Annotated in this window: 27 protein-coding genes and 1 pseudogene; 15 read left to right on the top strand and 13 right to left on the bottom strand. The window is 62.3% G+C overall.

Annotated elements, in window-relative coordinates:
- Positions 1 to 141 precede the first annotated feature (141 nt).
- Complete coding sequence (locus AC0L3I_RS23585; RefSeq protein WP_473528371.1) at positions 142 to 1,233, top strand: COX15/CtaA family protein; 1,092 nt, start codon at positions 142 to 144, stop codon at positions 1,231 to 1,233.
- Here the strand turns inward: AC0L3I_RS23585 and AC0L3I_RS23580 are convergent.
- From AC0L3I_RS23580 to speB, 3 genes are read right to left on the bottom strand one after another with little or no spacing between them, the layout of a single operon-like run.
- Positions 1,223 to 2,062, bottom strand: coding sequence for an aminoglycoside phosphotransferase family protein (locus AC0L3I_RS23580; RefSeq protein WP_473528370.1), 840 nt, complete (start codon positions 2,060 to 2,062; stop codon positions 1,223 to 1,225). The genes AC0L3I_RS23585 and AC0L3I_RS23580 overlap by 11 nt on opposite strands.
- Entirely contained in the window at positions 2,063 to 2,995 is a 933-nt protein-coding gene (gene argC / locus AC0L3I_RS23575; protein WP_473528369.1) for an N-acetyl-gamma-glutamyl-phosphate reductase, read from the bottom strand.
- 23 nt (positions 2,996 to 3,018) lie between these two features.
- Positions 3,019 to 4,026: an agmatinase gene (gene speB, locus AC0L3I_RS23570; protein WP_473528368.1), complete on the bottom strand. Its 1,008-nt coding sequence runs from the start codon at positions 4,024 to 4,026 to the stop codon at positions 3,019 to 3,021.
- A 437-nt stretch (positions 4,027 to 4,463) separates the two neighbouring features.
- Here speB and AC0L3I_RS23565 point away from each other — a divergent pair, with 437 nt between their 5' ends.
- A complete protein-coding gene (locus AC0L3I_RS23565; RefSeq protein ID WP_473528424.1) occupies positions 4,464 to 5,522 on the top strand; it encodes a glycerophosphodiester phosphodiesterase family protein in 1,059 nt (352 codons plus the stop codon).
- 139 nt (positions 5,523 to 5,661) lie between these two features.
- Here the strand turns inward: AC0L3I_RS23565 and AC0L3I_RS23560 are convergent, their stop codons facing one another.
- A complete protein-coding gene (locus tag AC0L3I_RS23560; RefSeq protein ID WP_473528367.1) occupies positions 5,662 to 6,534 on the bottom strand; it encodes an aldo/keto reductase family oxidoreductase in 873 nt (290 codons plus the stop codon).
- Positions 6,535 to 6,628: 94 nt separating this feature from the next.
- Here AC0L3I_RS23560 and AC0L3I_RS23555 point away from each other — a divergent pair, with 94 nt between their 5' ends.
- Entirely contained in the window at positions 6,629 to 7,537 is a 909-nt protein-coding gene (locus AC0L3I_RS23555) for a LysR family transcriptional regulator (protein WP_473528366.1), read from the top strand.
- A 78-nt stretch (positions 7,538 to 7,615) separates the two neighbouring features.
- On the opposite strand, the gene rpsI is transcribed toward AC0L3I_RS23555, so the two are convergent.
- The 5 genes from rpsI to AC0L3I_RS23530 all read right to left on the bottom strand — a co-directional run bounded on the left by rpsI (position 7,616) and on the right by AC0L3I_RS23530 (position 9,960).
- Positions 7,616 to 8,098 (bottom strand): 30S ribosomal protein S9, encoded by a 483-nt coding sequence (gene rpsI / locus AC0L3I_RS23550; protein WP_023717316.1) that lies wholly within the window; start codon positions 8,096 to 8,098, stop codon positions 7,616 to 7,618.
- A gap of 1 nt (position 8,099) precedes the next feature.
- Complete coding sequence (rplM, locus tag AC0L3I_RS23545; RefSeq protein ID WP_023798353.1) at positions 8,100 to 8,564, bottom strand: 50S ribosomal protein L13; 465 nt, start codon at positions 8,562 to 8,564, stop codon at positions 8,100 to 8,102.
- A 280-nt stretch (positions 8,565 to 8,844) separates the two neighbouring features.
- Entirely contained in the window at positions 8,845 to 9,243 is a 399-nt protein-coding gene (locus AC0L3I_RS23540) for a type II toxin-antitoxin system HicB family antitoxin (RefSeq protein ID WP_123150077.1), read from the bottom strand.
- 19 nt (positions 9,244 to 9,262) lie between these two features.
- Positions 9,263 to 9,454, bottom strand: a complete 192-nt coding sequence (locus tag AC0L3I_RS23535; protein ID WP_352954496.1) for a type II toxin-antitoxin system HicA family toxin — start codon at positions 9,452 to 9,454, stop codon at positions 9,263 to 9,265.
- 50 nt (positions 9,455 to 9,504) lie between these two features.
- Positions 9,505 to 9,960, bottom strand: a complete 456-nt coding sequence (locus AC0L3I_RS23530) for a PaaI family thioesterase (RefSeq protein WP_473528365.1) — start codon at positions 9,958 to 9,960, stop codon at positions 9,505 to 9,507.
- A gap of 178 nt (positions 9,961 to 10,138) precedes the next feature.
- On the opposite strand from AC0L3I_RS23530, the gene AC0L3I_RS23525 reads away from it, so the two are divergent.
- The 6 genes from AC0L3I_RS23525 to AC0L3I_RS23500 all read left to right on the top strand — a co-directional run bounded on the left by AC0L3I_RS23525 (position 10,139) and on the right by AC0L3I_RS23500 (position 14,504).
- A complete protein-coding gene (locus AC0L3I_RS23525) occupies positions 10,139 to 10,960 on the top strand; it encodes an enoyl-CoA hydratase (RefSeq protein WP_473528364.1) in 822 nt (273 codons plus the stop codon).
- 16 nt (positions 10,961 to 10,976) lie between these two features.
- The gene (locus AC0L3I_RS23520; RefSeq protein ID WP_473528363.1) at positions 10,977 to 11,399 is read left to right on the top strand and encodes a VOC family protein; all 423 of its coding nucleotides are present in this window, start codon (positions 10,977 to 10,979) and stop codon (positions 11,397 to 11,399) included.
- Between the two features lie 12 nt (positions 11,400 to 11,411).
- The gene (locus AC0L3I_RS23515; RefSeq protein WP_473528362.1) at positions 11,412 to 12,188 is read left to right on the top strand and encodes an AAA family ATPase; all 777 of its coding nucleotides are present in this window, start codon (positions 11,412 to 11,414) and stop codon (positions 12,186 to 12,188) included.
- Positions 12,185 to 12,706, top strand: coding sequence for a CoA-binding protein (locus AC0L3I_RS23510; protein WP_473528361.1), 522 nt, complete (start codon positions 12,185 to 12,187; stop codon positions 12,704 to 12,706). The genes AC0L3I_RS23515 and AC0L3I_RS23510 overlap by 4 nt, the downstream gene beginning before the upstream one ends.
- A gap of 145 nt (positions 12,707 to 12,851) precedes the next feature.
- Positions 12,852 to 14,132 (top strand): O-acetylhomoserine aminocarboxypropyltransferase, encoded by a 1,281-nt coding sequence (locus AC0L3I_RS23505; RefSeq protein ID WP_473528360.1) that lies wholly within the window; start codon positions 12,852 to 12,854, stop codon positions 14,130 to 14,132.
- A gap of 21 nt (positions 14,133 to 14,153) precedes the next feature.
- The gene (locus AC0L3I_RS23500) at positions 14,154 to 14,504 is read left to right on the top strand and encodes a cupin domain-containing protein (RefSeq protein WP_473528359.1); all 351 of its coding nucleotides are present in this window, start codon (positions 14,154 to 14,156) and stop codon (positions 14,502 to 14,504) included.
- Here the strand turns inward: AC0L3I_RS23500 and AC0L3I_RS23495 are convergent, their stop codons facing one another.
- Positions 14,505 to 15,758 carry a cytochrome P450 gene (locus tag AC0L3I_RS23495; RefSeq protein WP_473528358.1) on the bottom strand — a complete coding sequence of 418 codons (1,254 nt, stop codon included), beginning with the start codon at positions 15,756 to 15,758 and terminating at the stop codon, positions 14,505 to 14,507.
- A 159-nt stretch (positions 15,759 to 15,917) separates the two neighbouring features.
- Here AC0L3I_RS23495 and AC0L3I_RS23490 point away from each other — a divergent pair, with 159 nt between their 5' ends.
- On the top strand, positions 15,918 to 17,021 hold the full coding sequence (locus AC0L3I_RS23490) for an NAD(P)/FAD-dependent oxidoreductase (protein WP_473528423.1): 1,104 nt from the start codon (positions 15,918 to 15,920) through the stop codon (positions 17,019 to 17,021).
- 1 nt (position 17,022) lies between these two features.
- Here AC0L3I_RS23490 and AC0L3I_RS23485 read toward each other — a convergent pair.
- Positions 17,023 to 17,549: pseudogene (locus tag AC0L3I_RS23485) on the bottom strand (hypothetical protein).
- Positions 17,550 to 17,900: 351 nt separating this feature from the next.
- Between AC0L3I_RS23485 and clpP the strand changes: the two are divergent.
- From clpP to AC0L3I_RS23465, 4 genes are all read left to right on the top strand, one after another.
- On the top strand, positions 17,901 to 18,530 hold the full coding sequence (clpP, locus tag AC0L3I_RS23480; protein ID WP_292393103.1) for an ATP-dependent Clp endopeptidase proteolytic subunit ClpP: 630 nt from the start codon (positions 17,901 to 17,903) through the stop codon (positions 18,528 to 18,530).
- A gap of 293 nt (positions 18,531 to 18,823) precedes the next feature.
- A complete protein-coding gene (gene clpX / locus AC0L3I_RS23475; protein ID WP_029353486.1) occupies positions 18,824 to 20,098 on the top strand; it encodes an ATP-dependent Clp protease ATP-binding subunit ClpX in 1,275 nt (424 codons plus the stop codon).
- 308 nt (positions 20,099 to 20,406) lie between these two features.
- Complete coding sequence (gene lon / locus AC0L3I_RS23470) at positions 20,407 to 22,818, top strand: endopeptidase La (protein WP_473528357.1); 2,412 nt, start codon at positions 20,407 to 20,409, stop codon at positions 22,816 to 22,818.
- 193 nt (positions 22,819 to 23,011) lie between these two features.
- A complete protein-coding gene (locus tag AC0L3I_RS23465; protein WP_023798342.1) occupies positions 23,012 to 23,284 on the top strand; it encodes an HU family DNA-binding protein in 273 nt (90 codons plus the stop codon).
- A 104-nt stretch (positions 23,285 to 23,388) separates the two neighbouring features.
- Here AC0L3I_RS23465 and AC0L3I_RS23460 read toward each other — a convergent pair whose 3' ends face one another.
- Positions 23,389 to 24,411 (bottom strand): aldo/keto reductase, encoded by a 1,023-nt coding sequence (locus AC0L3I_RS23460; RefSeq protein WP_473528356.1) that lies wholly within the window; start codon positions 24,409 to 24,411, stop codon positions 23,389 to 23,391.
- 298 nt (positions 24,412 to 24,709) lie between these two features.
- Here AC0L3I_RS23460 and AC0L3I_RS23455 point away from each other — a divergent pair, with 298 nt between their 5' ends.
- The gene (locus tag AC0L3I_RS23455) at positions 24,710 to 25,453 is read left to right on the top strand and encodes a creatininase family protein (protein WP_473528422.1); all 744 of its coding nucleotides are present in this window, start codon (positions 24,710 to 24,712) and stop codon (positions 25,451 to 25,453) included.
- A gap of 176 nt (positions 25,454 to 25,629) precedes the next feature.
- On the opposite strand, the gene AC0L3I_RS23450 is transcribed toward AC0L3I_RS23455, so the two are convergent.
- On the bottom strand, positions 25,630 to 26,547 hold the full coding sequence (locus AC0L3I_RS23450; RefSeq protein WP_473528355.1) for a carbohydrate ABC transporter permease: 918 nt from the start codon (positions 26,545 to 26,547) through the stop codon (positions 25,630 to 25,632).
- Between the last annotated feature and the right edge of the window lie 13 nt (positions 26,548 to 26,560).

The raw sequence follows: 26,560 nt of genomic DNA, 5'->3' as shown, positions 1-26,560 counted from the left end.
GTTGATCCCTATCGCTTAGGCCCAACGGAAGAGGCACGCAACAGCCAAGAAGCGGCGCGACGGCGTGCCGCGCTGTCCGGTCTTGCCAGCGGGGTTGCGATGGTTCACCAATCCGCGACTGCAACCTGCCGGGACAAGCCTATGGCTGCCATATCAGCTGCCGCGCCTTTCGTGGCCCGCGACCGCGACCTGCGCAACCGGGCGCTGGTGCGCGGCTGGCTCTACGTCGTGCTTCTTGTGCTGTTCGTACTGGTGCTGGTCGGCGGCGCCACCAGGCTCACTGAGTCCGGCCTGTCGATCACCGAATGGAAGCCGATCCACGGCATCATCCCGCCGCTCAACGACGCCGAATGGCAAGAGGAATTCCAGCGCTACCGGCAGATCCCGCAATATGCCGAACTCAACAAGGGCATGAGCATCGAAGCATTCAAATCGATCTTCTGGTGGGAATGGGTGCACCGGATCCTGGCGCGCGGTGTCGGCCTGGTTTTCGCCGTGCCGCTGGTGTTTTTCTGGGCGACGCGCCGCATCGAACGCGGCCTTGGGCCGAAACTATTAGGCATTCTTCTTCTCGGCGGCCTGCAGGGCGCGATCGGCTGGTGGATGGTGGCGTCCGGGCTGGTCGACCGGGTCTCCGTCAGCCAGTACCGGCTGGCCTCGCATCTGACGCTGGCCGCGCTGATCTTCACCGCGACCATGGTGGTCGCGCGTGGATTGGCCCCACACTCCGCGCCCGCCGCCGATCGTTCGACGCAGCGTCTGGCCGGCTTTCTGGTGTTGCTGGCGCTGATCCAGATCTATCTCGGCGGGCTGGTCGCCGGCCTCGATGCCGGCCTGAGCTACAACACCTGGCCGCTGATGGACGGCAAGCTCATCCCCGGCGATCTGTTGATCCTCGAGCCGGCATGGCGCAACTTCTTCGAGAGCCCGAAGACGGTCCAGTTCATCCACCGGCTCGGCGCCTACACGATCTTCGTCGCAGCACTTTGGCACATGATCGCGACGCACCGCCGCCAGCCAGGCACGACGCATGCGCACCGCGCGACGTTGTTGTTTCTGCTGGTGCTGGCGCAGGCCTTGATCGGCATCGGCACGCTGCTGATGCACGTGCCGCTGCACATGGCGCTGATGCATCAGGCATTTGCGCTTGTCCTGCTGGGTTTCGCCGCAGCGCATTGGCGCGGCACCAAGGGCGCTTATCCCATGCCCAACCAGATCGCCGTCAGAGGCTGAGCCGCACAGTCCTGATCGCCGTGGCAATGGATAATTCGCGGCTTTCCTCGATCGCGTTGCCGTCCTCATGATGCCATGACGCCGACAGGCAGCCATAGGCGATGGCGTGATCCAGAATGGCTGGCGGCGTCTGGCCGAGCGTCTTGGCGAAGATCTCAGCCATGTGGGCAATCCGCCGGGGATCACGGCAAAGATCGTCGCGGTCGAGCGGGTTGTAGAACATGTTCGCCGCATCGAAGCCGGGATCGCCGAGAACGCCCTTCGGGTCGATCGCCAGCCAGCCGCGCGGTCCCAGCATGATGTTGTCGTGATGCAGGTCGCCATGCAGCGGCAGCACGTCGACAGGATCGGCCAGCAGCCGTTCCGCGGTCGCAGCCGCTTCGACATAGAGGCTCTTTTCGCCGGCGTCGCGATCGATCTTCGCATTCTTGAACAGGCTGGAAAACCGTACCCGCAGCGGCTGCAGATCCGGTGGGGCAGGGTGGTCAGATGGCGAGAACAGTCTTGCCATCACTTCGGCCGCGATTGCTGTGGCGGCATTGTCTCCCTGCTCGGCGAGAACCTGTGACAGCAAGGTTTCGCCGGCATATTCGAGCAGCATGCAGTGACCGTCGCGGCCGAGCAGCCGCACCGCGCCTTCGCCGCGCCGCCAGGCGAGAAAATGCTCGCCGCGCAACTCGTCTTCGACGTCGTCGAAAGCTTTGAGGGCCTTGACGATTGCCGGCGAACCGTCCTCGCGAAAAACCTTCCAGATGCGGCTGCTGAACGTCTCGGCAATCAGTTCTGGCGCGTTGACCTTCCAGCGGCTTGGAAATGCCGAAGCGTCCATTCAGTGCTCGAGGCCGAGCATCAGATTCATATTCTGTACGGCAGCACCCGAGGCGCCCTTGCCGAGATTGTCGTAGACGGCGAGCAACAGCGCCTGGGCTCTGTCGTCGTTGGCGAAGACATAGAGCTTCATCCGGTTGGTGCCGTTGTAGATTTCGGGATCGATCTCCGGCACGCGCTCAAGATGCACATAGGGCGCCACCTCGACCACGCCGCCATCGATCGCGGCGAAATGGTCGGCAATCGCCGCATGAAGCTCGGCGCCGGTCGGCACATAGTCGAGGCCGCCGAGCTGCAGCGGCACCACGGTAATCATGCCTTGCGCGAAATTGCCGACCGCAGGCTGCATGATCGGATCATGCGACAGCTTCGCATAGGTCCTGAGCTCCGGCACATGCTTGTGCTGCAGGGTCAGCCCGTAGGGCAGGAATTCCGACGCATCCTCGCCCTTGGCGACATAGTCCTCGATCATCGGCCGGCCGCCGCCCGAATAGCCCGTAATGCCGTTGACGGTGACCGGAAAATCCGGCGGCAACAGCCCAGCCGCCACCAGCGGCCTGAGCGTCGCGATCGGGCCTTGCGGCCAGCAGCCCGGATTGGCGACGCGCTTCGCCCTGGCGATTGTCTTCGCCTGATCCTTGTCCAATTCGGCGAAACCATATTCCCAGCCCTCGGCCACGCGATGCGCGGTCGAGGCGTCGATGACCTTGGTGGTGTCGTTGGTGATCAGCGAGACGCTTTCCTTCGCGGCTGTGTCCGGCAGGCAGAGGATCGCGACATCGGCGGCGTTGAGGAACTCGGCTCTAGCTGCCGGTTCCTTGCGGCGCTCGGTCGGAATGGAGATGATCTCCAGGTCGCCGCGCTCGGCCAGCAGCGCCCTGATCTGGAGACCGGTGGTGCCGTGCTCGCCGTCGATGAAGATTTTCGGTTTCATTGCCTGCCTTTAATTCCTGATAGTTATATGCCGCCTGCCTGATTCAATGCGGCAACGACGTTATTGCCGCTGTTCAGCTCTTCGAGCCGGGCCTTTCGTTCCGCCAGGAGCCCGAGATAGTGCATGGCCACCGTCGACCCGGCAATTGCCGTTATATCGGCGTGATCGTAGGCCGGCGCAACCTCCACGACATCGGCGCCGATGATGTCGACCTGATTGATCTGGCGCAGCACCGACAGAATCTTTGCCGAGGACGGCCCGCCGGCGACCGGCGTGCCGGTGCCGGGCGCGAAGGCCGGGTCCAGGCAATCGATATCGAAGGTGACATAGGCCTTCTTGCCGCCGGTGCGGTCGACGATGGCATAGGCGATATCGGACGCGCGCATTTCCTCGACTTCGTGGCCGTACAGGATCTTGATGCCGAAGGTATCAGGCGCATGGGTGCGGATGCCGATCTGAATCGAACGGTCGGGGTCGATAATGCCCTCCTTGACCGCACGGCCGACGAAGGAGCCGTGATCGATGCGCTTGCCATCGTCCGGCCAGGTGTCCTGATGGGCGTCGAACTGGACCAGGGCCAGCGGGCCGTGGATGGCGGCATGCGCCTTGAGCAGCGGCCAGGTGACGAAATGGTCGCCGCCGAGCGATAGCAGGAAGGCGCCGGATTTCAGGATCTTTGCCGCCTCGCGCTCGATCGTCCCTGGCGTCTTCTGGTGATTGCCACTGTCGAGCAGGCAATCGCCATAGTCGACCACGGCGAGATGTTCGAACAGATCGCGCGAGAACGGATATTGCGGATCGTTGTCGAGGATGGTCGAGGCGCGGCGAATCGCCTGCGGTCCGAAACGCGCGCCCGGCCGGTTGGTGACGGCGGCGTCGAAGGGGATGCCCCACACCACCGCGTCCGCGCCCTTCACGTCCTTCGTGTATTTGCGTCGCATGAACGACAGCGCGCCGGCATAGGTCGGCTCGAAGGACGCACCTGTCTTGGCCCGGGCGGTGAAGGCGTGGTCGATGTTGGTGTTCGGCATGAAGGTCTCCTGTGCGTCGAGGCGCAACCTTATTGGATATAATTCTCAGAAATGCGACCCCCTCCGAGGCCATGGCCATTCGAGCTCGGTCACAAATTCTTGCTTGCCAGGTGAGCCCGCATGGCAAACCCGGAAATTGCGTAGGTAAGCATGAATGCAACCGAAAGTAGAAAGCCATGCCCTCATCGGATGGCATCGGCCGGGAGCGGAACAGATATGGGCGCGCGCCACCCGGCCAAACCGACCGCTACGGCGGCGGCATCGATCTCGTCGACCTGATTGCTGGCGACCTGCTGATTGCCGTCGGTTCGAGGTTGCAGAACGGTCGCTTCAGCCGGCATCGACCTGACTTTTCGGCATTTGCGAAGCCGGCTTCGTTCACTGGGCTGTCACGTGCGTCGCTTAACCGGGTTCCCATCCGCTACGGAGCGATTCTCATGCAAACGACCTGGCTTAACCTTCTGCTTTCTGCCGCCCTGGTGCTCGTCACAGGCTCGGCATCGGCAGGCGAAACACGCGCCAGACAGATTCTCGACCGTTTCGAACACGCCAACCAGTGGCGCGACCATGTCATGGTGGCGGCACATCGCGCCGGCAGCATGCAGGCCCGCAAGACGCTCTATGCGGAGAACTCGATCGCCGCGCTCGAGGCATCGATCGCGCTTGGTGCCGAAATCGTCGAGGTCGACGTCAGGCGCTCGAAGGACGGCGAGTTCGTCGTCATGCATGACAGCTGGCTAGACCGCACGACGAATTGCAAGGGCGAGGTGATCAAGCGCACGCTGGCCGAACTCAAGACCTGCAGACTGGTGATCGAGGGCACTGGCGCCGTCACCGATGAGCCGGTTTCGACGCTGCGCGAGATGCTGGTGGCGACCAAGGACAGGATCCTGATCAACATCGACAACAAGCTCGATGTTGACAACCTTGCCGGCATGATCGCCGTTGCGCGCGACTTGGGCATGGCCGAGCAGGTGATCGTCAAGGAGAACCTGTGGAACCCGGCGAGGATCACCACTGTCAAGGCCGCCATGGGTGCGATCGGCAGTGGGTTCCAGTTCATGCCGATCATCGCCGACGACGCGGTTCGTGACGCCGGCTTCGCCGAGAAAGTCAGCGGGATATTTTCGCCGCGCGCGGTCGAGATGATCAACTGGCGGGCCGGCGCGGAGACGTTGACCGACACCGGCGGTCCGCTGTTCAGCCCCCGCATGCGCGCTGCTGCGATAAGGGGCGACTGGCACATCTGGGCCAACACCTACGCTATCGTCAACAAACCGGGCGGCTTCCTTGCCGGCGGTCGCGGCGACGAGTTGGCGGTGCACGCCAGTCTGCCGCGCGAGACGTACGGCTTCTGGGCCGAGCGCGGCGCCACCATCATCCAGACCGACGAGCCGAAAGTGGCGATCGACTGGCTGGCGGCAAACGGCTACCGCGTGCCATATTCTGATGAGGCGCGACCGGCGGAGCCGGCGAACACCGCGAGCATCAACTAGACGTGGTGGCTGAAGCTGCCGATCTCCCCCCTTGTGGGGGAGATGCCAAGTTTTGGCAAAGAGGGCAGGGCAGAGGGGGGCGCTGTCCCGCCAGCCTGTCGATCGGGGGAGATTGGCTCGTTGCCGCTTTCGCCAATCCTCATGCAGCCATCGCTACTCCGTCCAATTCCCTGACGGCATCCTCCGGCAGGTCGAGTTCGGCCGCGGCGAGGTTCTCCCGCAAATGCGCGACGGAAGACGTGCCCGGGATCATTAGGATGTTGGGCGCGCGTCGGAGCAGCCAGGCGAGCGCGACCTGCATCGGCGTGGCGCCCAGGCGCTGAGCGACGCCGGATAGGGTAGACGACTGCAGCGGGTTGAAGCCGCCGAGCGGAAAGAACGGCACATAGGCGATACCGTTGCGGGCGAGTTTTTCGATCAAGGCATCGTCGCCCCTGTGCGCCAGATTGTATTGGTTCTGCACGCAGACGATCCTGGCGATCCGTCGCGCCTCTTCGATCTGCGCTGACGTGACATTGCTTAGCCCGATGTGACGCACCAAACCCTGCCGCTGCAACTCGGCCAGCACAGTGAACGGCGCCTCGATCGACCCTTCGGCAGGGCCATGCGCGTCGAACATGATCCTGAGATTGACCACGTCCAGCACGTCGAGCCCGAGATTGCGCAGATTGTCGTGCACCGCCTGGGTCAGCGCTTCGGCCGAGAAGGCCGGCAGCCATGATCCGTCTTCGCCGCGCCGGGCGCCGATCTTGGTGACAATGACGAGGTCGTCCGGATAGGGCGCGAGCGCCTCGCGGATGAGCAGATTGGTGACGTGCGGCCCGTAGAAATCGCTGGTGTCTATGTGATTGACCCCGCGCGCAACGGCTTCGCGCAGCACGGCCAAGGCTGCGTCGTGATCTCTGGGCGGACCAAATACGCCGGGTCCTGCGAGCTGCATGGCGCCGTAGCCGAGCCGTTTCACGGTGCGGTCGCCGAGAGTGAATGTGCCGTAATTGTCGGTACTGGACATGGTCTATCTCCGTTCAGGATGACGCTGAGATAGGCGCTGTCCGATCTCACGATAATTGGGTACATTCCGCACGGGCTGTACGGAATATCGAACAATGAAGATCGACCTCGGAGACCTGAACGCCTTCGTGGCCGTAGCGCGGGCCAAGGGTTTTCGCGATGGCGCCCGCGCCAGCGGCGGCAGTGCGTCGGGCTTGAGCGAGGCGGTGCGCCGCCTCGAGACGCAGCTCGGTGTCAGGCTGCTCAACAGGACGACCCGCAGTGTCGTCCTGACCGAAGCGGGTGCGAGCTTGCTGGCCCAGCTCGGCCCAGCCTTGACCGAGGTGGAATCGGCCCTCGACGTTGTGAATGGCTTCCGCGACAGGCCGGCAGGTACGTTGCGCCTTAATGTGCCGGTCAGCGCGGCGCGGCTGGTGCTGCCCAGCATCGTCCCAGGGTTTCTCGCTGCCTATCCCGGCATCCGGCTGGAGGTGATCGCCGAGGAGAGCTTTGTCGACGTGCTGGCGGCAGGCTGCGATGCCGGGATCCGTTACGACGAGCGGCTGGAACAGGACATGATCGCGGTGCCGATCGGACCGCGCCTTCAGCGCTTTGCCACCGCCGCCAGCCCTGCCTACCTTGACCGCCATGGCCGGCCGGAACACCCGCGCGACCTTCTCGGTCACGCCTGCCTGCGCGGCCGCTTCGCCAGTGGTGCGATGCCGCCGTGGGAATTCGAGCGTGCCGGCGAGGTGGTGCGGGTCGATCCGACGGGGCCGCTTCTCGTGACCCTGGGTGGAGCGGCCGATCTCGCCGTCGATGCCGCTATCGCCGGTACCGGCATTGTCAGCCTGTTCGAGGATTGGCTTCGCCCTCACTTTGAGAGCGGTGTGCTCGAACCCGTCCTCGAACCTTGGTGGCAGAGCTTCCCCGGGCCGTTCCTCTATTATCCCGGCCGGCGTCTCGTGCCAGTGCCGTTGCGGGCGTTTATCGACTTCATCAAAGTACCGGCCGATCGTTCCTAAATTTGGGCCAGGTTAGTATCACCAAAAGAAAAGGCCGCCCGGAGGCGGCCTTTTCGAATGTCTGAAGCTGCGCAGTGCTTAGCGCTTCGAGAACTGGAACGAGCGGCGGGCCTTCGCCTTGCCGTACTTCTTGCGCTCGACGACGCGGCTGTCGCGGGTCAGGAAGCCGCCCTTTTTGAGCACGGCACGCAGCGCCGGCTCGTAATAGGTCAGCGCCTTGGAGATGCCGTGACGCACGGCACCGGCCTGGCCGGAAAGGCCGCCGCCGATGACCGTGGCGACGATGTCGTACTGGCCGGCGCGGTTGGCGGCGATGATCGGCTGGTTGAGGATCATCTGCAGGACCGGGCGTGCGAAATATTCGGCGAACACCTTGTCGTTGACGACGATCTTACCGGAGCCGGGCTTCACCCAGACACGCGCGATGGCGTTCTTGCGCTTGCCGGTGGCATAGGCGCGGCCCGACTTGTCGAGCTTCTGGACATGGACGGGTGCCGCCGGCTGCGTGTTGGTGTTGCCGGTGGCAGTTCCGAGTTCTGCGAGCGAGGAAAGCTCAGCCATTTTACGAAACCTTCTTGTTCTTGGCGTTCAGCTTGGCCACGTCGAGCGTGACGGGCTGCTGGGCGACATGCGGATGTTCCGTGCCTGCATAGACGCGGAGATTCTTCATCTGGCGACGGCCGAGCGGGCCACGCGGGATCATGCGTTCGACGGCCTTCTCGACGACACGCTCGGGGAAACGGCCCTCGAGCAGCTGGCGCGCGGTGCGCTCTTTGATGCCGCCGGGGTGGCCGGTGTGCCAGTAATAGACCTTGTCGGTGAATTTCTTGCCGGTGAAGACCACCTTGTCGGCGTTGATGACGATGACGTTATCGCCGTCGTCGACATGCGGGGTGAAGGTGGGCTTGTGCTTGCCGCGAAGATGATTGGCGATGACAGTGGCGAGACGGCCGACGACGAGACCCTCGGCGTCGATCAGCACCCACTTCTTCACCACATCCGCAGGCTTCTGCGAAAAGGTTGCCATGGATTGTTGCTTTCGGTTCGGACCTTCCCCATCGACGAACGACAAGGAAAAGCGTTTCTTGTTGCTTGGAATGACGCCGAGCGCTCGCCCGCCGCCAATAACAAAACGGCGGCCTTTGGCGGGCCGCTGTTCCGTGAGGGCTTATAGGCGAGGGGGAGATAGCACGTCAAGGCGAATTAAAAGACGCGTAGCTCAGAAAATGAAGCAAAAACAAAGGATTGAATAATAGGTACTATTTTACCACACTGATCTAGTGTTAATTGCGGTGCAGAATCTGGCCTTAGTGCTTTGCCTCAATTTCCTTGCGGGCCGCGCTGGAGAGGAACGCAGATCGCGTTATGCCGCGTTCGCGCGCTGCGATGTCGATCGCCCGCAAAACGCCGCGCTCGAAAGTCACGTTTGCCCTGACGACGGCGCTGTCATTGTCGATGAGCGGCACCGAGACCAGATAGGCTCCTTCGGCGAGCGCGTTGCGTATGTCGGGAAGCGCGACAATCGCTTCATGGTTGGACGGCTCTGGAACGGGCATATCCTCTGCCCACAATTGCAAGGCTTCAACGGCATTGGGCACGATGTCTTCCGCCGCGTCCGCAGCCGAAAAGCAGCCGGGAATGTCCGGAAAGCGGATGCCGAATGCGCTGTCGGGATCTTTGTCGACCAATGCGAAATAGTTCTTCATTTGCAATCTCCAGGACGCTTCAGCTCGTCCTTATCCAGCCTGCCTGCTTGGCGATCGCGCGAGCGGTACCGGTTGGCAGATTCTTCTCGGGATGCGGAACGATCAACACAATCTCGCCCTTTCGGAATTTGTGATGCGAGCCGCGTACGGAAATCAGTTCGAAACCATCGTCTTTGAGACGCTTCACGATCTTGCGGCTGTCACGTTCCAGCAAAGGTCACCTATGCGCACATATATACACATCAACCGGAAATGCAATTGTCAAGATGGCGACCGCTTCGGCGGGATCGAATAGGTTCCCGTCGCGTGCGCTACCGTATGTCCGTCCGGTCCGGCGACGATGTCGATTTCGAACACCATCAGGCTCTTGCCCAGCTTCAGGATCCGGCAATGGCCGTCGATCGGTCCGGCCTCGGCTTTGCGGACAAAATTGATGTTGAGATTGGTGGTCACCGAAAGCGCATCCGGCCCGGCATGCGAAAGCACGCAGACATAGCCGCCAATGTCGGCCAGCGTGAACAGCGACGGGCCCGACACGGTTCCGCCGGGGCGCAAATGCCGCTCGTCGGCATTCAGGCGCACCGTGCAGCCGCCCGGAAACACGTCGATCGCCTCGTAGAAGGTGAACTGGTCGTTGAGCTGTGGATAGACGGTCTCCATCAGCGCATTGACTTGCGCGGCAGTCAGCATCGGCTTGAAATTGTTTTGGGCGGGCATAGGCGGTTTCCTATATACGGCGCCGCAGGGCCGGCGGTCTCAAGGCGAGGGCGCTTGGCTGAGGCCGCGCAGCCGAGAAAACACGTCTCAAGGCTGTTCTTCAATCGGCAGCGTGCTAGTTCTTTTGTTCCATGGCCCGCGAATCCGATGCCCGCTGGCCGATGAAGAGGTTGGAGACATGGCTGAAATCGTCGCCATCAAGCCGGCTGTTGCCGAAGGTCCTGTTGTCGCGGGGCTGGACAAGGGCGTGCTCCGCCTCACGCTCACCAATCCGCCGGCCAATGCCCTGTCGCTGGCGGTGATGGCGGCGCTGACGGCGGAGCTCGACCGCGCGAAATCCGACAGATCCGTCCGCGTCATCATCCTGGCGGCGACCGGAAAGGTGTTCTGCGCCGGACACGACCTCAAGGAAATGACCGCGCGCCGCGCCGACGCCGATCGCGGCAAGGCATTCTTCGAGGAGACGTTTTCCGCTTGCGCGGCACTGATGCAGGCGATCGTGCGCCATCCCAAGCCGGTGATCGCCGAGGTCGATGGTCTGGCGACGGCGGCCGGGGCGCAACTGGTCGCGAGCTGCGATCTGGCGATCGCCTCGCATGAGGCGACCTTCTGCACGCCGGGCGTCAATATCGGGCTGTTCTGCTCGACGCCGATGGTGGCGCTGTCGCGCAACGTCTCGCGCAAGCAGGCGATGGAGATGCTTTTGACCGGCGAGACGATCGATGCGGCGACGGCCAAGGAATTCGGCCTGATCAACCGCGTCGTGCCGCGCGAATATCTGAATCAGATTGTCACCAAATACGCGCAAACCATTGCTGCCAAATCGGCTTTGGTGGTGAAGACCGGCAAGGAGGCCTTCTACGCGCAGGCCGAGATGGGGCTGGCCGAGGCCTATGCCTATACCGGCCGCGTCATGGTCGAGAACATGCTGGCGCGCGACGCGGAAGAGGGCATCGGCGCCTTCATCGGCAAGCGCAAGCCGGAATGGACGGACGAATAGACATGGAGGAATAGACATGGAGCCTCGCATCTCCATCGTCACCATTGCCGTCGACGATCTCGAGCGCGCCACACGCTTCTACGAGGCGATGGGCCTGACCCGCCATGCCGGGATCACCGACGGCGTCGCCTTCTTCCAGATGGGCGGCGTCATTCTCGGGCTGTTCCCGCGCGAAAGCGCCGAAGCGGATTCAGGCATCACCTTCGGCCCGGCGCCGTCGGCGATCTACCTCGCCTACAACACCCGCTCGGACACTGAAGTCGATCACGTGCTTGCGATGGCCGAGAAGGCCGGCGGCCGCATTGTCAAGCCGGCCGGCCGCGCCTTCTGGGGCGGCTGGTATGGCTATTTCGCCGATACGGAAGGCCATGTCTGGGAAGTGGCGCACAATCCGGCTTTTCCGATCGCGGAAGACGGCAGCATCTCGCTGCCGGGCTGATACCGCTGCCAGATGGCATATCGTAAGCAACTGACGCGACTGAAGGCTCCCTATCTCAAGCGCATCCTGATCGAGCCGGCGCGGGTCGAAGATTGGGAAAAATATCCTTGGAACCTGCCGATCTTCCGCGGCCACGATTTCGAACTCGAATTCACCACGCCGATCACCATCATCGTCGGTGAGAACGGCACCGGCAAATCGACATTGCTCGAGGCGATCGGCGCGCTGGCCGGATACGATGAGGCCGGCGGCGGCAAGGGCTACATGCCCATCGACCACTCCCGCGCCATCGACAAGAGCGGCGCGGCACTGGCGGAAACGCTGCGCGGCCACTGGCTGCCGAAGGTCACCGCCGGCTGGTTCTTTCGCGCCGAATCTTTTTACGCCGTCGCCCGCTATCTCGATCAGGCCGCCGTCGACGCCCATGCGGCGCCGCCCGATTTCCTGTCCTGGTCGCATGGCGAGGGTTTCATCCGGTTCTTCGAGGAGCGCTGCCGCCGGCAAGGTATCTACATCCTCGACGAGCCGGAAAGCGCCTTGTCGCCGACGCGCCAGATCGAGCTTCTCAAGATGCTGCGGCGGATGGATCTATCAGGCACGGCGCAAGTGATCATGGCGACGCATTCGCCGCTGCTGATGGCTTGTCCCGGCGCGCGGCTGTTCCGCATCACCCGGTTCGGGCTCGACCCGACCGATTTCCATGATACCGATCATTTTCGCATGATGCGCAGTTTCTGCAACGACCCGGATGGTTTTCTCGCCGAAGCTCTGTATGAGGACGAGGCATGAACCATGACGCCTACGACAATGTCTATATCGCCGGCATCCTCAATTCGGTGAAAACCATCGCCATGATCGGCGCGTCCGCCAACGATGTGCGGCCGAGCTACTTCGTGCTGAAGTACCTGCTGGGCAAGGGGTTTTCGGTGTTCCCGATCAACCCCGGCCAGGCCGGCAAGGAAATCCTTGGCCGGATGACCTATGCCAGGCTCGCCGATGTTCCCGAGCCGATCGATATGGTCGACGTGTTTCGCGGCTCGGCGGCAGTGCCGGGCGTCGTCGACGAGGTCTTGCGGCTCGACCCGTTGCCGAAAGTCATCTGGATGCAGCTTGGCGTGCGCCACGACGAGGCGGCCGCGCGCGCCAAGGCCGCCGGCATCAAGGTCGTGATGAACCGCTGCCCCAAGATCGAATATGGCAAGCTGTCGGGCGAAATCGGCTGGACCGGCGTCAACTCAGGCGTGTTGTCGTCGAAGAAGCCGCTGATGCGGCCGGGATTCCAGAGTTTTGGCGTTCGCCAGAAGTAGGTAGTGAATGGTGAATAGTGAATAGAAGGATTTTTCTGGAAGGCGGGCAAAGCGGCATATGAGCCGCTTGCAATCAGAATGGGGCTGGCCGACTTTGCCATTCACCATTCACCATTCACCATTCACCATTCAGGGGAGATCTTCGATGACCCGCACGCCCGGTTTCAACACGCTCGCCGTCCATGCGGGTGCCAAGCCCGATCCGGCGACCGGCGCGCGTGCCACGCCGATCTACCAGACGACCTCCTTTGTCTTCGATGATGCCGATCATGCCGCCTCGCTGTTCGGGCTAAAAGCCTTCGGCAACATCTATACCCGGATCATGAACCCGACGCAGGCGGTGCTGGAAGAGCGTATCGCGGCGCTCGAAGGCGGTACGGCGGGGCTGGCGGTGGCGTCGGGCCATGCCGCGCAGGTGCTCGTCTTCCATAATCTGATGCAGCCCGGCGACAATTTCGTCGCCGCGACAAGGCTTTACGGCGGCTCGATCAACCAGTTCGGCCACGCCTTCAAGAATTTCGGCTGGCAGGTGCGCTGGGCCGACACCAACGACATCTCGACCTTCGAAAGCCAGATCGATGAAAAGACCAAGGCGATCTTCATCGAGAGCCTGGCCAATCCGGGCGGTGTCTTCGTCGACATCGAAAAGATCGGCGACATCGCCCGCAAACACGGCCTGCCGCTGATCGTCGACAACACGCTGGCCTCGCCCTATCTGGTGCGCCCGATCGAGCATGGCGCCGACATTGTCGTGCATTCGCTGACCAAGTTCATCGGCGGCCACGGCAATTCTATCGGCGGCGCCATTGTCGACGGCGGCACCTTCGACTGGTCGAAATCCGGCAAATATCCGATGCTGTCGGAGCCGCGCCCCGAATATGGCGGCCTCGTCCTGCACGAAACCTTCGGCAATTTCGCTTTCGCCATTGCCGCGCGCGTGCTTGGCCTGCGCGACATGGGCCCGGCGATCTCGCCCTTCAACGCATTCCTGATCCTGACCGGGCTGGAAACCCTGCCGCTCAGGATGCAGCGGCATTGCGACAATGCGGTCACTGTCGCCGGCTGGCTGTCCAACCACCCGAAGATCGCCTGGGTGTCCTATCCCGGCCTGCCCAGCGACAGCAACAACGCGCTGCAGAAAAAATATTCGCCGCTTGGCGCCGGTGCGGTGTTCACCTTCGGCCTGAAGGGCGGCTATGCGGCCGGCATCAAATTCGTCGAGGCGCTCGAACTGTTCTCGCACCTTGCCAATGTCGGCGACACCAAGTCGCTGGTCATTCACCCGGCATCGACAACGCATCGGCAACTGTCGGACGAGCAGAAGGTCGCCGCCGGCGCTGGGCCGGATACGGTCAGGCTCTCGGTCGGCATCGAGGATGTCAACGACATCGTCGCCGATCTGGAAGAGGCCCTCGCCAAGGTTTGATCCCCGTTGGAAGGAGTTTCCATGACTGCGCCGAAATTTCTCTTCGTCGATATTGAAAGCGTCGAACCGGAACTTGGTGCGCCGGCGCCGGATCGCCTGATTTCAGGCGATCCAAAATTCCGCACCTGGAATGTCGAGGAGCAGGACGGCGGGCTCTATGCCGGCATCTGGGAGGCGACGCCGGGCAAATGGCGCATCGAGTATGACGAGTGGGAGTTCTGCCACATCCTGTCGGGCGTCTCGGTAATCGCCGAAGAAGGCGGCGAGGCGCGCACCGTCAGGGCCGGCGACAGTTTCGTGCTCAGGCCGGGGTTTAAGGGAAGCTGGGAAGTGCTTGAAACGACTCGCAAGGAGTATGTGATCAAGCTTTGATCACCGTCCGGTGTGAACGACGAGCGTTTCCAGCCCGTGGAAATGATAGGTATCGCGGAAGCGCGGCTGTTCGGCAAGATGGAGCCGCGGTAGCCGGTCGAACAAGGTTTTCAGCGACACCTGCAATTCGAGCCGGGCGAGCGGCGCGCCGATGCAGAAATGAATGCCGGCGCCGAACGAGACGTTCTTCTGGTCCGCACGATCCGGCCGAAAGGCGAGGGGCTCGGCAAACGCAGCCGGGTCGTGGTTGGCCATGCCGAGCAGCAGGCCGATCGTCTCGCCCGGCCGCACGATCACGCCTCGCCCGGCCTCAATCTCCTCATAGGCGTAGCGTGTGAACATGTGCAGCGGCGCATCGAAGCGCAGGCATTCCTCGACGGTCGCTGCGGTCGTTTCCGCGGACATGAAGAAGCGGCGCGGGTCGCCGCCTTGCGCAAGGATCGAGCGCACCGCATTGCCGGTCTGATGGACGGTTGCCTCGTGGCCGGCATTGAGCAGCAGGATGGCGGAGGACACCAGTTCATCCTCCGAGAGTTTTTGGTTGTCCTCCTGCGCCGAGATCAGCAGCGACAATAGATCGTCGCCGGGGTTTTTGCGCCGCTCGGCAACATAGCCGCGCAGGAAATCCGAAAAATCTCGCGCCGCGCGATTGGCCGTCTCTTCCGTTTCGCGTGTGCGGCCGTGCATGTACATGGCGACCATCTGATGCGACCAGTCGAGCAGTTGCGGCCCCATCTCGACCGGCACGCCGAGCATTTCGGCAATGATGGTGATCGGCAAAGGCGATGCGAAAGCCGGCAGCAGGTCGACCTGGTCCGGTTCGAAACGGTCGATCAACTCGTTGGCCAGCGCCTCGACGCGCGGCCTGAGCCGCTCGACCTGACGTGAGACGAAGGCGCGGTTGATCAGCGTTCTGAGCCTGGTGTGAACGGGCGGTTCCAGCTCCAGCATCGAATTGGCCTCGATACCGTCGAAGGCGTTGAGATGCGTGCGGTCCCGGCCGATGCCGCTTCTGTCCGGGATTCCGGCCGGGTTCTGGCGGCCGAAGCGGCGGTCGCGCAGCAGCCGGCTGACCTCATCGAAGCCGCCGAAGCACCAGAAGCCGAACTCTTCCCAGAAGAAGACATTCGATGCGCCATGCATGAAGGCATAGGCCTCGTAGGGGTTCTGGAAGAAAGCCGGCTCGTGCGGGTCCAGTCGCACACGGCGGGTCGAAGAATCGAAGGCAAGATAGGTCAGCATCAATTTGGTCATGCCAGACAATTAACGCGGCTTGCCAGCTTGATGCCAGACCGTATCTTGGCGCCCGGCAATCTGATGCGTGTCGCCCCAAAAGTGTGGATCGGTTTTGGGACAATGACATGCACAAAAGCGTGTTGAGCCAGCCGAAGCGGCTGCGGAAAGACTGACTTGATGAATGTGATCGTGATTGGCGCAGGCATTGCAGGGCTTTCGACGGCCTGGTCGCTGGTCAAGGCAGGGTACCGGGTCTCGATCGTCGAGCAGGGGTCGATTCCCAATCCGCTTGCTGCCTCAGGCGACCATCACCGCATCATCCGCCGCGCCTATGGTGCAGCGGCGGGCTATGGCCGGCTGATCACCGGGGCCTATCAGGCCTGGGACGAGATGTGGGCCGATCTCGGCGAAAACCATCTCGACCGGCGCGGCTTCATCTGCATTTCGCGGGAGCCGGGAGACGAAGCCGAGGAATACCGCGAAGGCATGGAAGCCGGGAACTACCCATTCGAACTGTTCGAGCCGGACGCCGCGGTTAGACGCTGGCGGTTCCTGGAGCCCGGCTCGTTCCGCTACGCGTATTTTTCGCCGGACGGCGGAGCGCTGCATTGCCGCAGGATCGCCGCCGGTCTGGCCATATGGCTGCGGGCCAACGGCGCCAACGTCTACGAGAACAGCAAGGTGACGGAAGTCGACGCCGAGGCCGGCCGCATCGTGCTTGAAAGCGGCGAGACGATGCAGGCCGACCGCATCGTCGTCGCTGCCGGCGCCTGGGTGCTGAAACTGTTTCCGGAACTGGACGGCGAACTGAAGACCTGGCGCACCGCGCTTGCCTATGTCGATCCGCCGGCGGATCTGAAAGCTGCATGGCAGGCAGCCCCCGTAATCCTCAATGTCGGCGGCGCTGTCGACGGCCACGTGATCCCGCCGTCCGGCGGCGCCGGCATGAAATTCGGCTCAGGGCTGCACCGGGTGCCGACCAGCGACGCCGACTGGAACCGCCAGCCGGTGGCGGGCGAGGGCGAGGCGATCCGCAACCTGTTTTCGCCGCCGATCGCCCGCATCGAGGAGTATGGGGTGACCGAGGTCGTCACCTGCGCCTACACCTTCACCGCCGACGAGAAGTTCCTGGCGCATGAGAAGGGCAAGTGCCTTGTTGTCTCGGCCTGCTCCGGCCACGGCTACAAATTCGGCGCAGCGGTCGGCCGGCGTGTTGCAGCTTCCATCGGCGATGGCGATGTCGACGGTCTAAAGAAATGGCTGCGGGCCGAGGCGGTCTGACCTAATACCGGCAGTGCCTTGGAACATGCACGCGCCGCCAGCCGGACGAGCCTTCCCTGACCACCACGCGGCGCGCCACTGTCTGGTAGGAGGCGGGAACCTCGATGATGCGTCGCTGCTCCGGCTGCATCAAAACCTCTTCGACCACGCTCTCATACTCGGCGGCACCAACGACGCGCCGTCGGCGCTCCGGCTGCACCACCACGGTCTCGGCCACGCGTTCGTAGCGCGCCTTGTACCTGATCTTGCACAGCACCTTGCGGCCATGGATGACGCGCCATTCCCAGGAGTAGCCGCCGTCATCGACCTTCACCGTGCGGGTGACGGCAGGCACGATCTCGTAGCTGACACGCTGGGGCGCGATCTGCACCACGCGCTCGCGCATCCCGTAGATCGCGGGCACATACTCCACCTGCTGGCCGGCCGGGCTGACGAGTACGTTTCGTAGACTGTTTCGTAGACGGACGGCCTGTTGACATGCTCGTAGAATTCGACGGCGCGTCCGCCGGCAGCCGTTTCGGACACCATGCCGAGAACGGCGAGACTGGCGATGGCCCCCTGTTTGAACCTTCAGCGCAAGTTCAACGTTGAATTGTAGGAGAAGCCGCATCGCCGGAAGGCAGTTTCGAGATATTGTTAAGCGACGCGGTTAAGAAAGTGCTACGCGACAGCGCAGCCGCGCCGCTTCAACAGCAGCCGGCGTAGCTTCGGACGAATCCTGTGCAGAAAGCTTGATTCGACTTAACCGGATGGCTAGGAGGGGCGGCCTTGCGCTAGGGTGAGCCGACATCCTATTTACAGGACAACGATCCAGAACCGATTCTGCCCGACTTGCTAATTTCCCGGCGCCGGAATCCCACCTTTGAAAAGGGATAGTCCATGAAAAACCCCATCGAAACCTACATGAACCTCGTTCCGATGGTGGTCGAACAGACCAATCGCGGCGAGCGGGCCTACGACATTTTCTCGCGGCTCCTGAAAGAGCGCATCATTTTCATCACCGGCCCGGTCGAGGACGGCATGGCGACGCTGGTCTGCGCGCAGCTCCTGTTTCTCGAGGCGGAGAATCCGAAGAAGGAAATCAACCTCTACATCAATTCGCCTGGCGGCGTCGTCACGTCCGGCATGGCGATCTACGACACCATGCAGTTCATCAAGCCGGCGGTAGCGACGCTGTGCATCGGCCAGGCGGCCTCGATGGGTTCGCTGCTCTTGACCGCAGGCGAGAAGGGCATGCGCTTCGCCACGCCGAATGCCCGCATCATGGTCCACCAGCCTTCCGGTGGCTTCCAGGGCCAGGCTTCCGACATCGAGCGCCACGCCCAGGACATCATCAAGCTGAAGCGCCGTCTCAACGAGGTCTATGTCAAGCACACCGGCAAGAGCTACGACGAGATCGAGAAGACGCTCGACCGCGACCATTTCATGACCGCCGACGAGGCCAAGGATTTCGGCCTCATCGACAAGGTCATTTCGTCGCGCGAGCCGGCTGAGGTTGCCGCCGCATAAGCCTGGTGGCAGTGGATGGTGGGAAAACACGCTTTTGACGCCGCTTGCGGCATTTCGGCCACAATTGGCTGTTCCCTCGACGGGAGCAATTGCCTACGTTAAGCCTATGTTGATTTTCGACGGCTTAGCTTTGTGTGGGGTTGGTGCGAATCGTTGCGACGTTTTCTGATATGTGTTTCGTATGGAATGCGTTGCGGGAGCCGGAATACTGGCGGCGGCGATTTCCCGCGATAGATTGAGATATGCGCCCTTTCAACCAGACCATCGGCGGGCGGCTATGAAAGGACATGAAAATGAGCAAGGTCGGCAACAACGGCGGTGATTCCAAGAACACGCTTTATTGCTCGTTTTGCGGCAAAAGCCAGCACGAAGTCCGCAAGCTGATCGCCGGCCCGACGGTGTTCATCTGCGACGAATGCGTCGAGCTCTGCATGGACATCATCCGCGAGGAGAACAAGACCTCGATGGTGAAGTCACGCGAGGGCGTGCCGACCCCGCAGGAGATCCTCAAGGTTCTCGACGACTACGTCATCGGCCAGCCCTACGCCAAGCGCGTGCTGTCGGTGGCCGTCCACAACCATTACAAGCGCCTCGCGCATGCCGGCAAGAACAATGACGTCGAGCTGGCGAAGTCCAACATTTTGCTGATCGGCCCGACCGGTTGCGGCAAGACGCTGCTTGCGCAGACGCTGGCCCGCATCATCGACGTGCCGTTCACCATGGCCGATGCGACGACACTGACCGAGGCGGGCTATGTCGGCGAGGATGTCGAGAACATCATCCTGAAACTGTTGCAGTCGGCCGACTACAATGTCGAGCGCGCCCAGCGCGGCATCGTCTACATCGACGAGATCGACAAGATCTCGCGCAAGTCGGACAATCCTTCGATCACCCGCGATGTGTCGGGTGAAGGCGTGCAGCAGGCGCTGTTGAAGATCATGGAAGGCACGGTCGCCTCCGTCCCGCCGCAGGGCGGCAGGAAACATCCGCAACAGGAATTCCTGCAGGTCGACACCGCCAACATCCTGTTCATCTGCGGCGGCGCCTTCGCTGGGCTGGACAAGATCATCTCGGATCGCGGCCGCAAGACCTCGATCGGCTTCGGCGCCACCGTCGCTTCGCCCGAGGATCGCCGCACCGGCGATGTTTTCCGCCTGGTCGAGCCCGAGGATCTGCTGAAGTTCGGCCTCATTCCCGAGTTCGTCGGCCGTCTGCCGGTCCTGGCGACGCTGGAGGACCTCGACGAGCCGGCGCTGATCCAGATCCTGACCGAGCCGAAGAACGCGCTGGTCAAGCAGTATCAGCGGCTGTTCGAGATGGAGAATGTCGACCTGACCTTCCATGAGAATGCGCTGTCGGCGATCGCCAAGCGCGCCATCGAGCGCAAGACCGGCGCGCGCGGCCTGCGCTCGATCATGGAAGCGATCCTGCTCGACACGATGTTCGAGCTGCCGGCGCTGGAAGGCGTGCGCGAAGTGGTTATTTCGGAAGAGGTGGTGTCCGGCAACGCCAGACCGCTCTACATCTATTCCGAGCAGAAGGAAAAGAAGGGCAACGTCAGCGCCTGACGTGAGCCTCTGCAGTGGAAATTCTTCAAACGGCGCCGCGAGGCGCCGTTTTGTTTTGCGGACGGGCCGACCTATGATGAACGGATTGTGACAGATTGGATGAACGGATTGTGACAGATTGGATGAACGGTTTCGTGTTGACCCTTGATCTTTGCCCCCCGTGCCTCCAACTAACGGAGGAAGGCCGGGGTGCCGAATTCTGTGCTGTAAAACTCCCGTCACAAACGGTGGTAGGCGGAACGATCCTCGGTCGTTAATATGAGATTCGCGGTTGGCCGATTGGCGGTCGCGATATGAAAGGTTGGACAATGGCCAAAATATCCAAGGCTCCCAGCGACGGCGTCTTCGCAGTCCTCCCACTGCGCGACATCGTGGTGTTCCCGCACATGATCGTTCCGCTCTTTGTCGGGCGTGAAAAGTCGATCAAGGCGCTGGAGGAGGTGATGGGTCAGGAAAAGCAGATCCTGCTTGCGACCCAGATGAATGCCGCCGATGATGATCCCGAGTCCGATGCGATCTTCGACATCGGCACGCTCGCCAATGTGCTGCAACTGCTGAAGCTGCCGGACGGCACCGTTAAGGTGCTGGTCGAAGGCGCCTCGCGCGCGAAAATCGTTTCGTTCACCGACCGTCCCGACTTCCACGAGGCCCGCGCCGCGGCGCTGGTCGAACCGGATGAGGAAGAGGTCGAGGTCGAGGCGCTGGCCCGTTCCGTCGTCACCGACTTCGAGAACTACGTCAAGCTGAACAAGAAGATCTCGCCCGAAGTGGTGGGTGCCGCCAGCCAGATCGACGACTATTCCAAGCTCGCCGATACGGTTGCCTCGCATCTTGCCATCAAGATCCCCGAGAAGCAGGAGATGCTGGCCACGCTTTCGGTCAAGGAGCGGCTGGAAAAGGCGATGGGCTTCATGGAAGCCGAAATCTCCGTCCTGCAGGTCGAGAAGCGCATCCGTTCGCGCGTCAAGCGCCAGATGGAGAAGACGCAGCGCGAATACTACCTCAACGAGCAGATGAAGGCGATCCAGAAGGAGCTCGGCGAGGGCGAGGACGGCCGCGACGAGGCCGCCGAGATCGAGGCGCGCATCAAGAAGACCAAGCTCTCCAAGGAGGCCCGCGAAAAGGCGGAAGCCGAGCTGAAGAAGCTGCGGACGATGTCGCCGATGTCGGCTGAATCGACCGTCGTGCGCAATTATCTCGACTGGATCCTGTCGATACCATGGGGCAGGAACTCCAAGGTCAAGCAGGATCTGGCCTTCGCGCAGAACGTGCTCGACACCGACCATTTCGGCCTCGACAAGGTCAAGGACCGCATCGTCGAGTATCTCGCCGTGCAGAGTCGCCAGAAGAAGCTGAAAGGGCCAATCCTGTGCCTCGTCGGACCTCCCGGCGTCGGCAAGACCTCGCTCGGCAAGTCGATCGCCAAGGCGACCGGCCGCGAGTTTATCCGCATGGCGCTGGGCGGCGTGCGCGACGAGGCTGAAATCCGCGGTCACCGGCGCACCTATATCGGCTCGATGCCCGGAAAGGTCATCCAGTCGATGAAGAAGGCGAAGAAGTCCAACCCGCTCTTCCTGCTCGACGAGATCGACAAGATGGGCCAGGATTTCCGCGGCGACCCGTCGTCGGCCTTGCTTGAGGTGCTCGATCCCGAGCAGAACTCGACGTTCATGGACCACTACCTCGAGGTCGAATACGACCTGTCGAGCGTGATGTTCGTGACGACGGCGAACACGCTGAACATCCCTGCGCCCTTGATGGACCGCATGGAGATCATCCGTATCGCCGGCTACACCGAGGACGAGAAGATCGAGATCGCCAAGCGCCACCTGATGCCCAAGGTGATCCGCGATCATGCGCTGCAGCCGAAGGAGTTCTCCGTCGGCGAGGACGCGATCCGCGGCATCATCCAGACCTACACCCGTGAAGCGGGCGTCAGGAGCCTGGAGCGCGAGCTGATGAAGCTCGGCCGCAAGGCGGTGACCGAGATCCTGAAGACGAAGAAGAAGACGGTCGACATCACGGCGGACAATCTCGCCGATTACCTTGGTGTTCCGCGCTTCCGCTTCGGTCAGGTCGAGGCCGACGATCAGGTCGGCGTGGTCACCGGGCTCGCCTGGACGGAAGTCGGCGGCGAGCTGCTGACGATCGAAGGCGTCATGATGCCCGGTAAGGGTCGTATGACGGTGACCGGCAATCTGCGCGATGTGATGAAGGAATCGATCTCGGCGGCGGCCTCCTATGTCCGCTCGCGGGCTATCGATTTCGGCGTCGAGCCGCCGCTGTTCGACAAGCGCGACATCCACGTCCACGTGCCCGAGGGCGCAACGCCCAAGGACGGGCCGTCGGCGGGTGTGGCGATGGCGACGGCGATCGTGTCGGTGCTGACCGGCATCCCGGTCAGGGCCGATGTGGCGATGACCGGCGAAATCACGCTGCGCGGCAGGGTGCTGCCGATCGGCGGGCTCAAGGAGAAGCTGCTTGCAGCGCTGCGCGGCGGCATCAAGAAGGTGCTGATCCCGGAAGACAATGCCAAGGATCTGGCGGAGATTCCGGACAACGTGAAGAACGGTATGGAGATCGTTCCGGTCGGGCGGGTCGGTGAAGTCTTGCGACATGCGCTGGTGCGTATGCCGGAGCCGATCGATTGGGTTGAACCGGTCAATGCGCCGGCTGCGGTGGATGCCGGAGACGACGCCAGCAAGTCGCTAGCTCATTAGCACCTTCTAAAGTTGCAATGCACAAGAGAGAGCCGGGCCGAGCGCCCGGCTTTTTCATGTGAAAAACCCCGGAATTCCGCGGTTTTTTCGACTCTTTTGACGCTTTTCGACTTGGTTGCGGAAGCGCTTCTTTCTAAAGTCCGTTTCCTGCCGGATGAGTCTACGTTCCGGTTTCTCATGGAAGGGAATTTTTATGAACAAGAACGAACTGGTGTCCGCTGTCGCCGATGCCGCGAGTATTTCGAAGGGTGACGCGCAGTCGGCGGTTGATGCGGTGTTCTCCGTCATCACCGGCGAACTGAAGAAGGGCGGCGATGTCCGGCTTGTCGGCTTCGGAAATTTCACCGTGTCAAAACGCGCTGCCTCGACCGGCCGCAATCCGCAGACCGGCGCGGAAGTGCAGATTCCGGCGCGCACCGTGCCGAAGTTTTCGGCCGGCAAGGGCCTCAAGGACGCAGTCAACTAAGCGGCCTTCGTACCCTTTTCAGAGATCAGAAAAGCCGGGCATGCCCGGCTTTTCTTTTGCGCCCACTTTGGCGGGCTCTATTGTCGAGATAACAGCGGACGGCTCTATGCCGTCGGCGCATCGGCGCGCATCAGCTCTTCCTTCTTGAGATCGGCCCAGAGTGCTGGTGGCAGCTTCGCGTCGAGCAGCGACCGGTTGCTTTCGACCTCGCTCGGCCGCTGTCCGCCGGGGATCACCGACACGACCGAAGGATGCAGCAGCGGAAATTGCAATGCCGCCTCGATCAGGCGCACGCCGTGGCGTTTGCAGATGGCCTCGATGCGCGCGACGCGGTCGATGATGTCCTGCGGCGCCTCGGAATAATTGTAGTAGGCGCCGGGCTTCGGACCGGTTGCCAGAATGCCGGAATTATACGGCCCGCCGAGAACGATGCCGATGCCGCGCTTCTGGCATAGCGGCAGGAAGGATTGCAGCGCCTCCTGCTCCAGCAGCGTATAGCGCCCGGCAAGCAGGAAAAGATCGAAGTCGCCACGCTCGGCAAGTGTCTGGGCAACCTGCCATTCGTTGATGCCGCCGCCGAACGCCTTGATGACGCCCTGATCACGCAGGGACAGCAGCCCGTAATAGCCCGAGCGCATGAACTCCTCGATGCGTTGGTCCGAGGCCTCCTTGCTGCCGTGCGTGAAGATGTCGACATCATGCACGAAAAGGATGTCGATGCGGTCGACGCCGAGGCGCTCGAGCGAGGCTTCGAAGGAGCGCATGACGCCGTCATAGCTGTAGTCGTAGACCTCGCGGCGCGACGGCGTGTCGAAGAACTTGCCGATGCCGGTGCGTTGGTCCGGCGGGCAGGCGCGCATGATGCGGCCGACCTTGCTCGACAGCACGTAGTCGTCGCGCTTTTTCGAGCGCAGGAACGGATTGAGCCGCGTTTCCGACAGGCCAAGCCCGTAGAGCGGCGCGGTGTCGCAGTATCGGCAGCCGACCCGCCAGGCGGTCTCCAGAGTGGCGTTGGCATCTTCATCGGAGACGGCGCGATAGAGGTTTCCGAGCGGCGCCGTGCCGAAGCCGAGTTCCGTGAAACTGATGCCGCCATTGCCGATGCGGTCGAAATGCCGTGTCTTCATGTCCTGTTGTTTCCTCACCTGTGCAATTGCCACGACACTATCACGCCTGGGGCGCTGCAAAAGCAGCCGTTGGACACGAATTTTCACGGTGATAGGATGAGCAAAAACAAGCTGTTCGGGGAAGATGTGACCAAACAATCCAGACAGGTTTTTGACACCGGTAAGCTGGTGGGCCTGTGACGAGAACACCGGCGCAAATCTGTTCAGGATTGCGCGCGACGAGCTTGGCAGCGTGCTGGCGCGGACGGACGAGAGCCGTATCGATGCGCGCCCGCCGTACCAACATGGAGTAGGCGTCATGCGCTACGAGCTGATGCTGCCGCACCAGATCCGCAAGGCGATCGCCGAGAACTGGCCGGTCGTGCTCCCGCTCGGCGTGCTCGAATACCATGGCGAGCACATGGCCGTCGGCATGGATACGCTGGCCGTCGTCAAGATGCTGGAGCTGTTCGAAAAGGAAGCCGACATCGTCATCCTGCCGCCGTTCTACTACGGCGCGGCGAGCTACGCGGTGGCGCCGCCGGAGGGCAATGGCTCGGTTCAGGTCGGCGGCAATGCGCTGGCGCCGTTCGGCGAAGAGCTGTTCTACAGCCTATTGCGCATCGGTTTTCGCAACATCCACGCCATCATCCACCACCAGACCGAGAATTTTGCCGCCGGTATGCCGACCGATCTCGCCTTCAAGACCGCCGGCCGCCAGGCGATCTTCCGTTTTCTGGAGAAGGAGCGCGGCGAGGGCTGGTGGGGCTCCGAGGCGATGGCCGGCTATTATGCCGAACACGCCGAAGGCGCCAATTTCTTCAACTGGGTGCAGGTGCATCCGCTGATGCCGGCTGCAATGAACGGCCAATATCCGTTCGACCATGCCGGCATCGGCGAGACGTCGCTGATGCTGGCGCTGTGCCCGGAAGCGGTGGACGCCGGCCATTTTACCGACAATACGGGATGGTACACGGCGAGCGCGCCGGAAGCCTCGGCGGAACTGGGGCAAAAGGGCGTCGCGATGATCCTCGATCATTTGAGGGCGATACTTTTAGCCTAGATCAGTTTCTCCTTCTCCCCTTGTGGGAGAAGGTGGCCGAGCCCACGGGTCTTGCCTCCGGCAAGCCCGAGGACAGGCTCCGCTCGGTCGGATGAGGGGTGTTCCAGGGAACGCTACGCCTCATTTCTTCCAACTCCCCTCAACCGTCTCGGCGCTGCGCGCCAATCCAGGGCGGTCTACTTCACCGCGCCCGCGGTCATGCCCATGATCAGATAACGCTCCAACGCGATGCCGATGACGGCAAGCGGCGTGATCGCGGCGGTGGCGAGTGCGGCCATCGACCACCAGTTGATGCCTTGCGAGCCGGTCTGGCTCGCCACCATCACGGGAATGGTCTTGGCATCGGTCGAGGTCAGAAGTGCGGCGAAGAAATACTCGTTCCAGCACAGCACCATCGCCAGGATGAAGGCGGCGACCATGCCTGGCAGCGCAATCGGCATGACGATGCGGAAGAAGGCGCCCCAGATCGACAGGCCGTCGACCAGGGCTGCTTCCTCCAGTTCGACCGGGATCGAATTGAACTGGTCGCGCATGATCCAGATGACGATCGGCAGCACCATCAGCGTGTAGAGCAGGATCAGCCCGATGCGCGTGTCGAGCATGCCGACTTCCCGGTACAGCACGAGAAAGGGCAGGGCGAGCACGACCGGCGGCAGGATCAGCTGCGACAGGAAGAAGAAGGAGATGTCCTCATTCTTGAACCAGGCGAAGTGATAGCGGTAGCGGGTGAGGCCATAGGCGGCGAGACTGCCGATGATAATGGCGAGGCTTGACGCGCCGACCGAGGTGATGACCGAATTCATGAATCGCTTGATGAACTCGTCGCGCACCGTCGAGGTCCGGAAGATCGAGTCCGGCGACAGGCCGAGCGAGCGCCAGCCCTTCCAGTCCGGCCGGAAGTCGACGAACGGGATGAGATGGCCCTGGGTGACGTCGACCGCGGTTTTGAACGAGGTGGTTATCGTCCAGTAGATCGGGAACAGGCAGATGAAGGCCCAGAACGCCAGCGCGCCATAGATGAAGACGCGGTTGGCGAAAAAGCTCGCCGGCGAGCGGATTTCGGAAGCGGCATAGTCGGTCGTCTGAACGCTCATGTCGCCGCCCCTA

It is taken from the genome of Mesorhizobium sp. WSM4840 (genome assembly GCF_055811755.1).
This window is presented reverse-complemented; position numbering and strand designations above follow the sequence as displayed.

Excerpts from the sequence above, each read along its gene's own strand:
- AC0L3I_RS23585 (WP_473528371.1), top strand. The coding sequence starts at position 142 with ATGGCTGCCATATCAGCTGCCGCGCCTTTCGTGGCCCGCGACCGCGAC.
- AC0L3I_RS23580 (WP_473528370.1), bottom strand. The coding sequence starts at position 2,062 with ATGGACGCTTCGGCATTTCCAAGCCGCTGGAAGGTCAACGCGCCAGAA.
- argC (WP_473528369.1), bottom strand. The coding sequence starts at position 2,995 with ATGAAACCGAAAATCTTCATCGACGGCGAGCACGGCACCACCGGTCTC.
- speB (WP_473528368.1), bottom strand. The coding sequence starts at position 4,026 with ATGCCGAACACCAACATCGACCACGCCTTCACCGCCCGGGCCAAGACA.
- AC0L3I_RS23565 (WP_473528424.1), top strand. The coding sequence starts at position 4,464 with ATGCAAACGACCTGGCTTAACCTTCTGCTTTCTGCCGCCCTGGTGCTC.
- AC0L3I_RS23560 (WP_473528367.1), bottom strand. The coding sequence starts at position 6,534 with ATGTCCAGTACCGACAATTACGGCACATTCACTCTCGGCGACCGCACC.
- AC0L3I_RS23555 (WP_473528366.1), top strand. The coding sequence starts at position 6,629 with ATGAAGATCGACCTCGGAGACCTGAACGCCTTCGTGGCCGTAGCGCGG.
- rpsI (WP_023717316.1), bottom strand. The coding sequence starts at position 8,098 with ATGGCTGAGCTTTCCTCGCTCGCAGAACTCGGAACTGCCACCGGCAAC.
- rplM (WP_023798353.1), bottom strand. The coding sequence starts at position 8,564 with ATGGCAACCTTTTCGCAGAAGCCTGCGGATGTGGTGAAGAAGTGGGTG.
- AC0L3I_RS23540 (WP_123150077.1), bottom strand. The coding sequence starts at position 9,243 with ATGAAGAACTATTTCGCATTGGTCGACAAAGATCCCGACAGCGCATTC.
- AC0L3I_RS23530 (WP_473528365.1), bottom strand. The coding sequence starts at position 9,960 with ATGCCCGCCCAAAACAATTTCAAGCCGATGCTGACTGCCGCGCAAGTC.
- AC0L3I_RS23525 (WP_473528364.1), top strand. The coding sequence starts at position 10,139 with ATGGCTGAAATCGTCGCCATCAAGCCGGCTGTTGCCGAAGGTCCTGTT.
- AC0L3I_RS23520 (WP_473528363.1), top strand. The coding sequence starts at position 10,977 with ATGGAGCCTCGCATCTCCATCGTCACCATTGCCGTCGACGATCTCGAG.
- AC0L3I_RS23515 (WP_473528362.1), top strand. The coding sequence starts at position 11,412 with ATGGCATATCGTAAGCAACTGACGCGACTGAAGGCTCCCTATCTCAAG.
- AC0L3I_RS23510 (WP_473528361.1), top strand. The coding sequence starts at position 12,185 with ATGAACCATGACGCCTACGACAATGTCTATATCGCCGGCATCCTCAAT.
- AC0L3I_RS23505 (WP_473528360.1), top strand. The coding sequence starts at position 12,852 with ATGACCCGCACGCCCGGTTTCAACACGCTCGCCGTCCATGCGGGTGCC.
- AC0L3I_RS23500 (WP_473528359.1), top strand. The coding sequence starts at position 14,154 with ATGACTGCGCCGAAATTTCTCTTCGTCGATATTGAAAGCGTCGAACCG.
- AC0L3I_RS23495 (WP_473528358.1), bottom strand. The coding sequence starts at position 15,758 with ATGACCAAATTGATGCTGACCTATCTTGCCTTCGATTCTTCGACCCGC.
- AC0L3I_RS23490 (WP_473528423.1), top strand. The coding sequence starts at position 15,918 with ATGAATGTGATCGTGATTGGCGCAGGCATTGCAGGGCTTTCGACGGCC.
- clpP (WP_292393103.1), top strand. The coding sequence starts at position 17,901 with ATGAAAAACCCCATCGAAACCTACATGAACCTCGTTCCGATGGTGGTC.
- clpX (WP_029353486.1), top strand. The coding sequence starts at position 18,824 with ATGAGCAAGGTCGGCAACAACGGCGGTGATTCCAAGAACACGCTTTAT.
- lon (WP_473528357.1), top strand. The coding sequence starts at position 20,407 with ATGGCCAAAATATCCAAGGCTCCCAGCGACGGCGTCTTCGCAGTCCTC.
- AC0L3I_RS23465 (WP_023798342.1), top strand. The coding sequence starts at position 23,012 with ATGAACAAGAACGAACTGGTGTCCGCTGTCGCCGATGCCGCGAGTATT.
- AC0L3I_RS23460 (WP_473528356.1), bottom strand. The coding sequence starts at position 24,411 with ATGAAGACACGGCATTTCGACCGCATCGGCAATGGCGGCATCAGTTTC.
- AC0L3I_RS23455 (WP_473528422.1), top strand. The coding sequence starts at position 24,710 with ATGCGCTACGAGCTGATGCTGCCGCACCAGATCCGCAAGGCGATCGCC.
- AC0L3I_RS23450 (WP_473528355.1), bottom strand. The coding sequence starts at position 26,547 with ATGAGCGTTCAGACGACCGACTATGCCGCTTCCGAAATCCGCTCGCCG.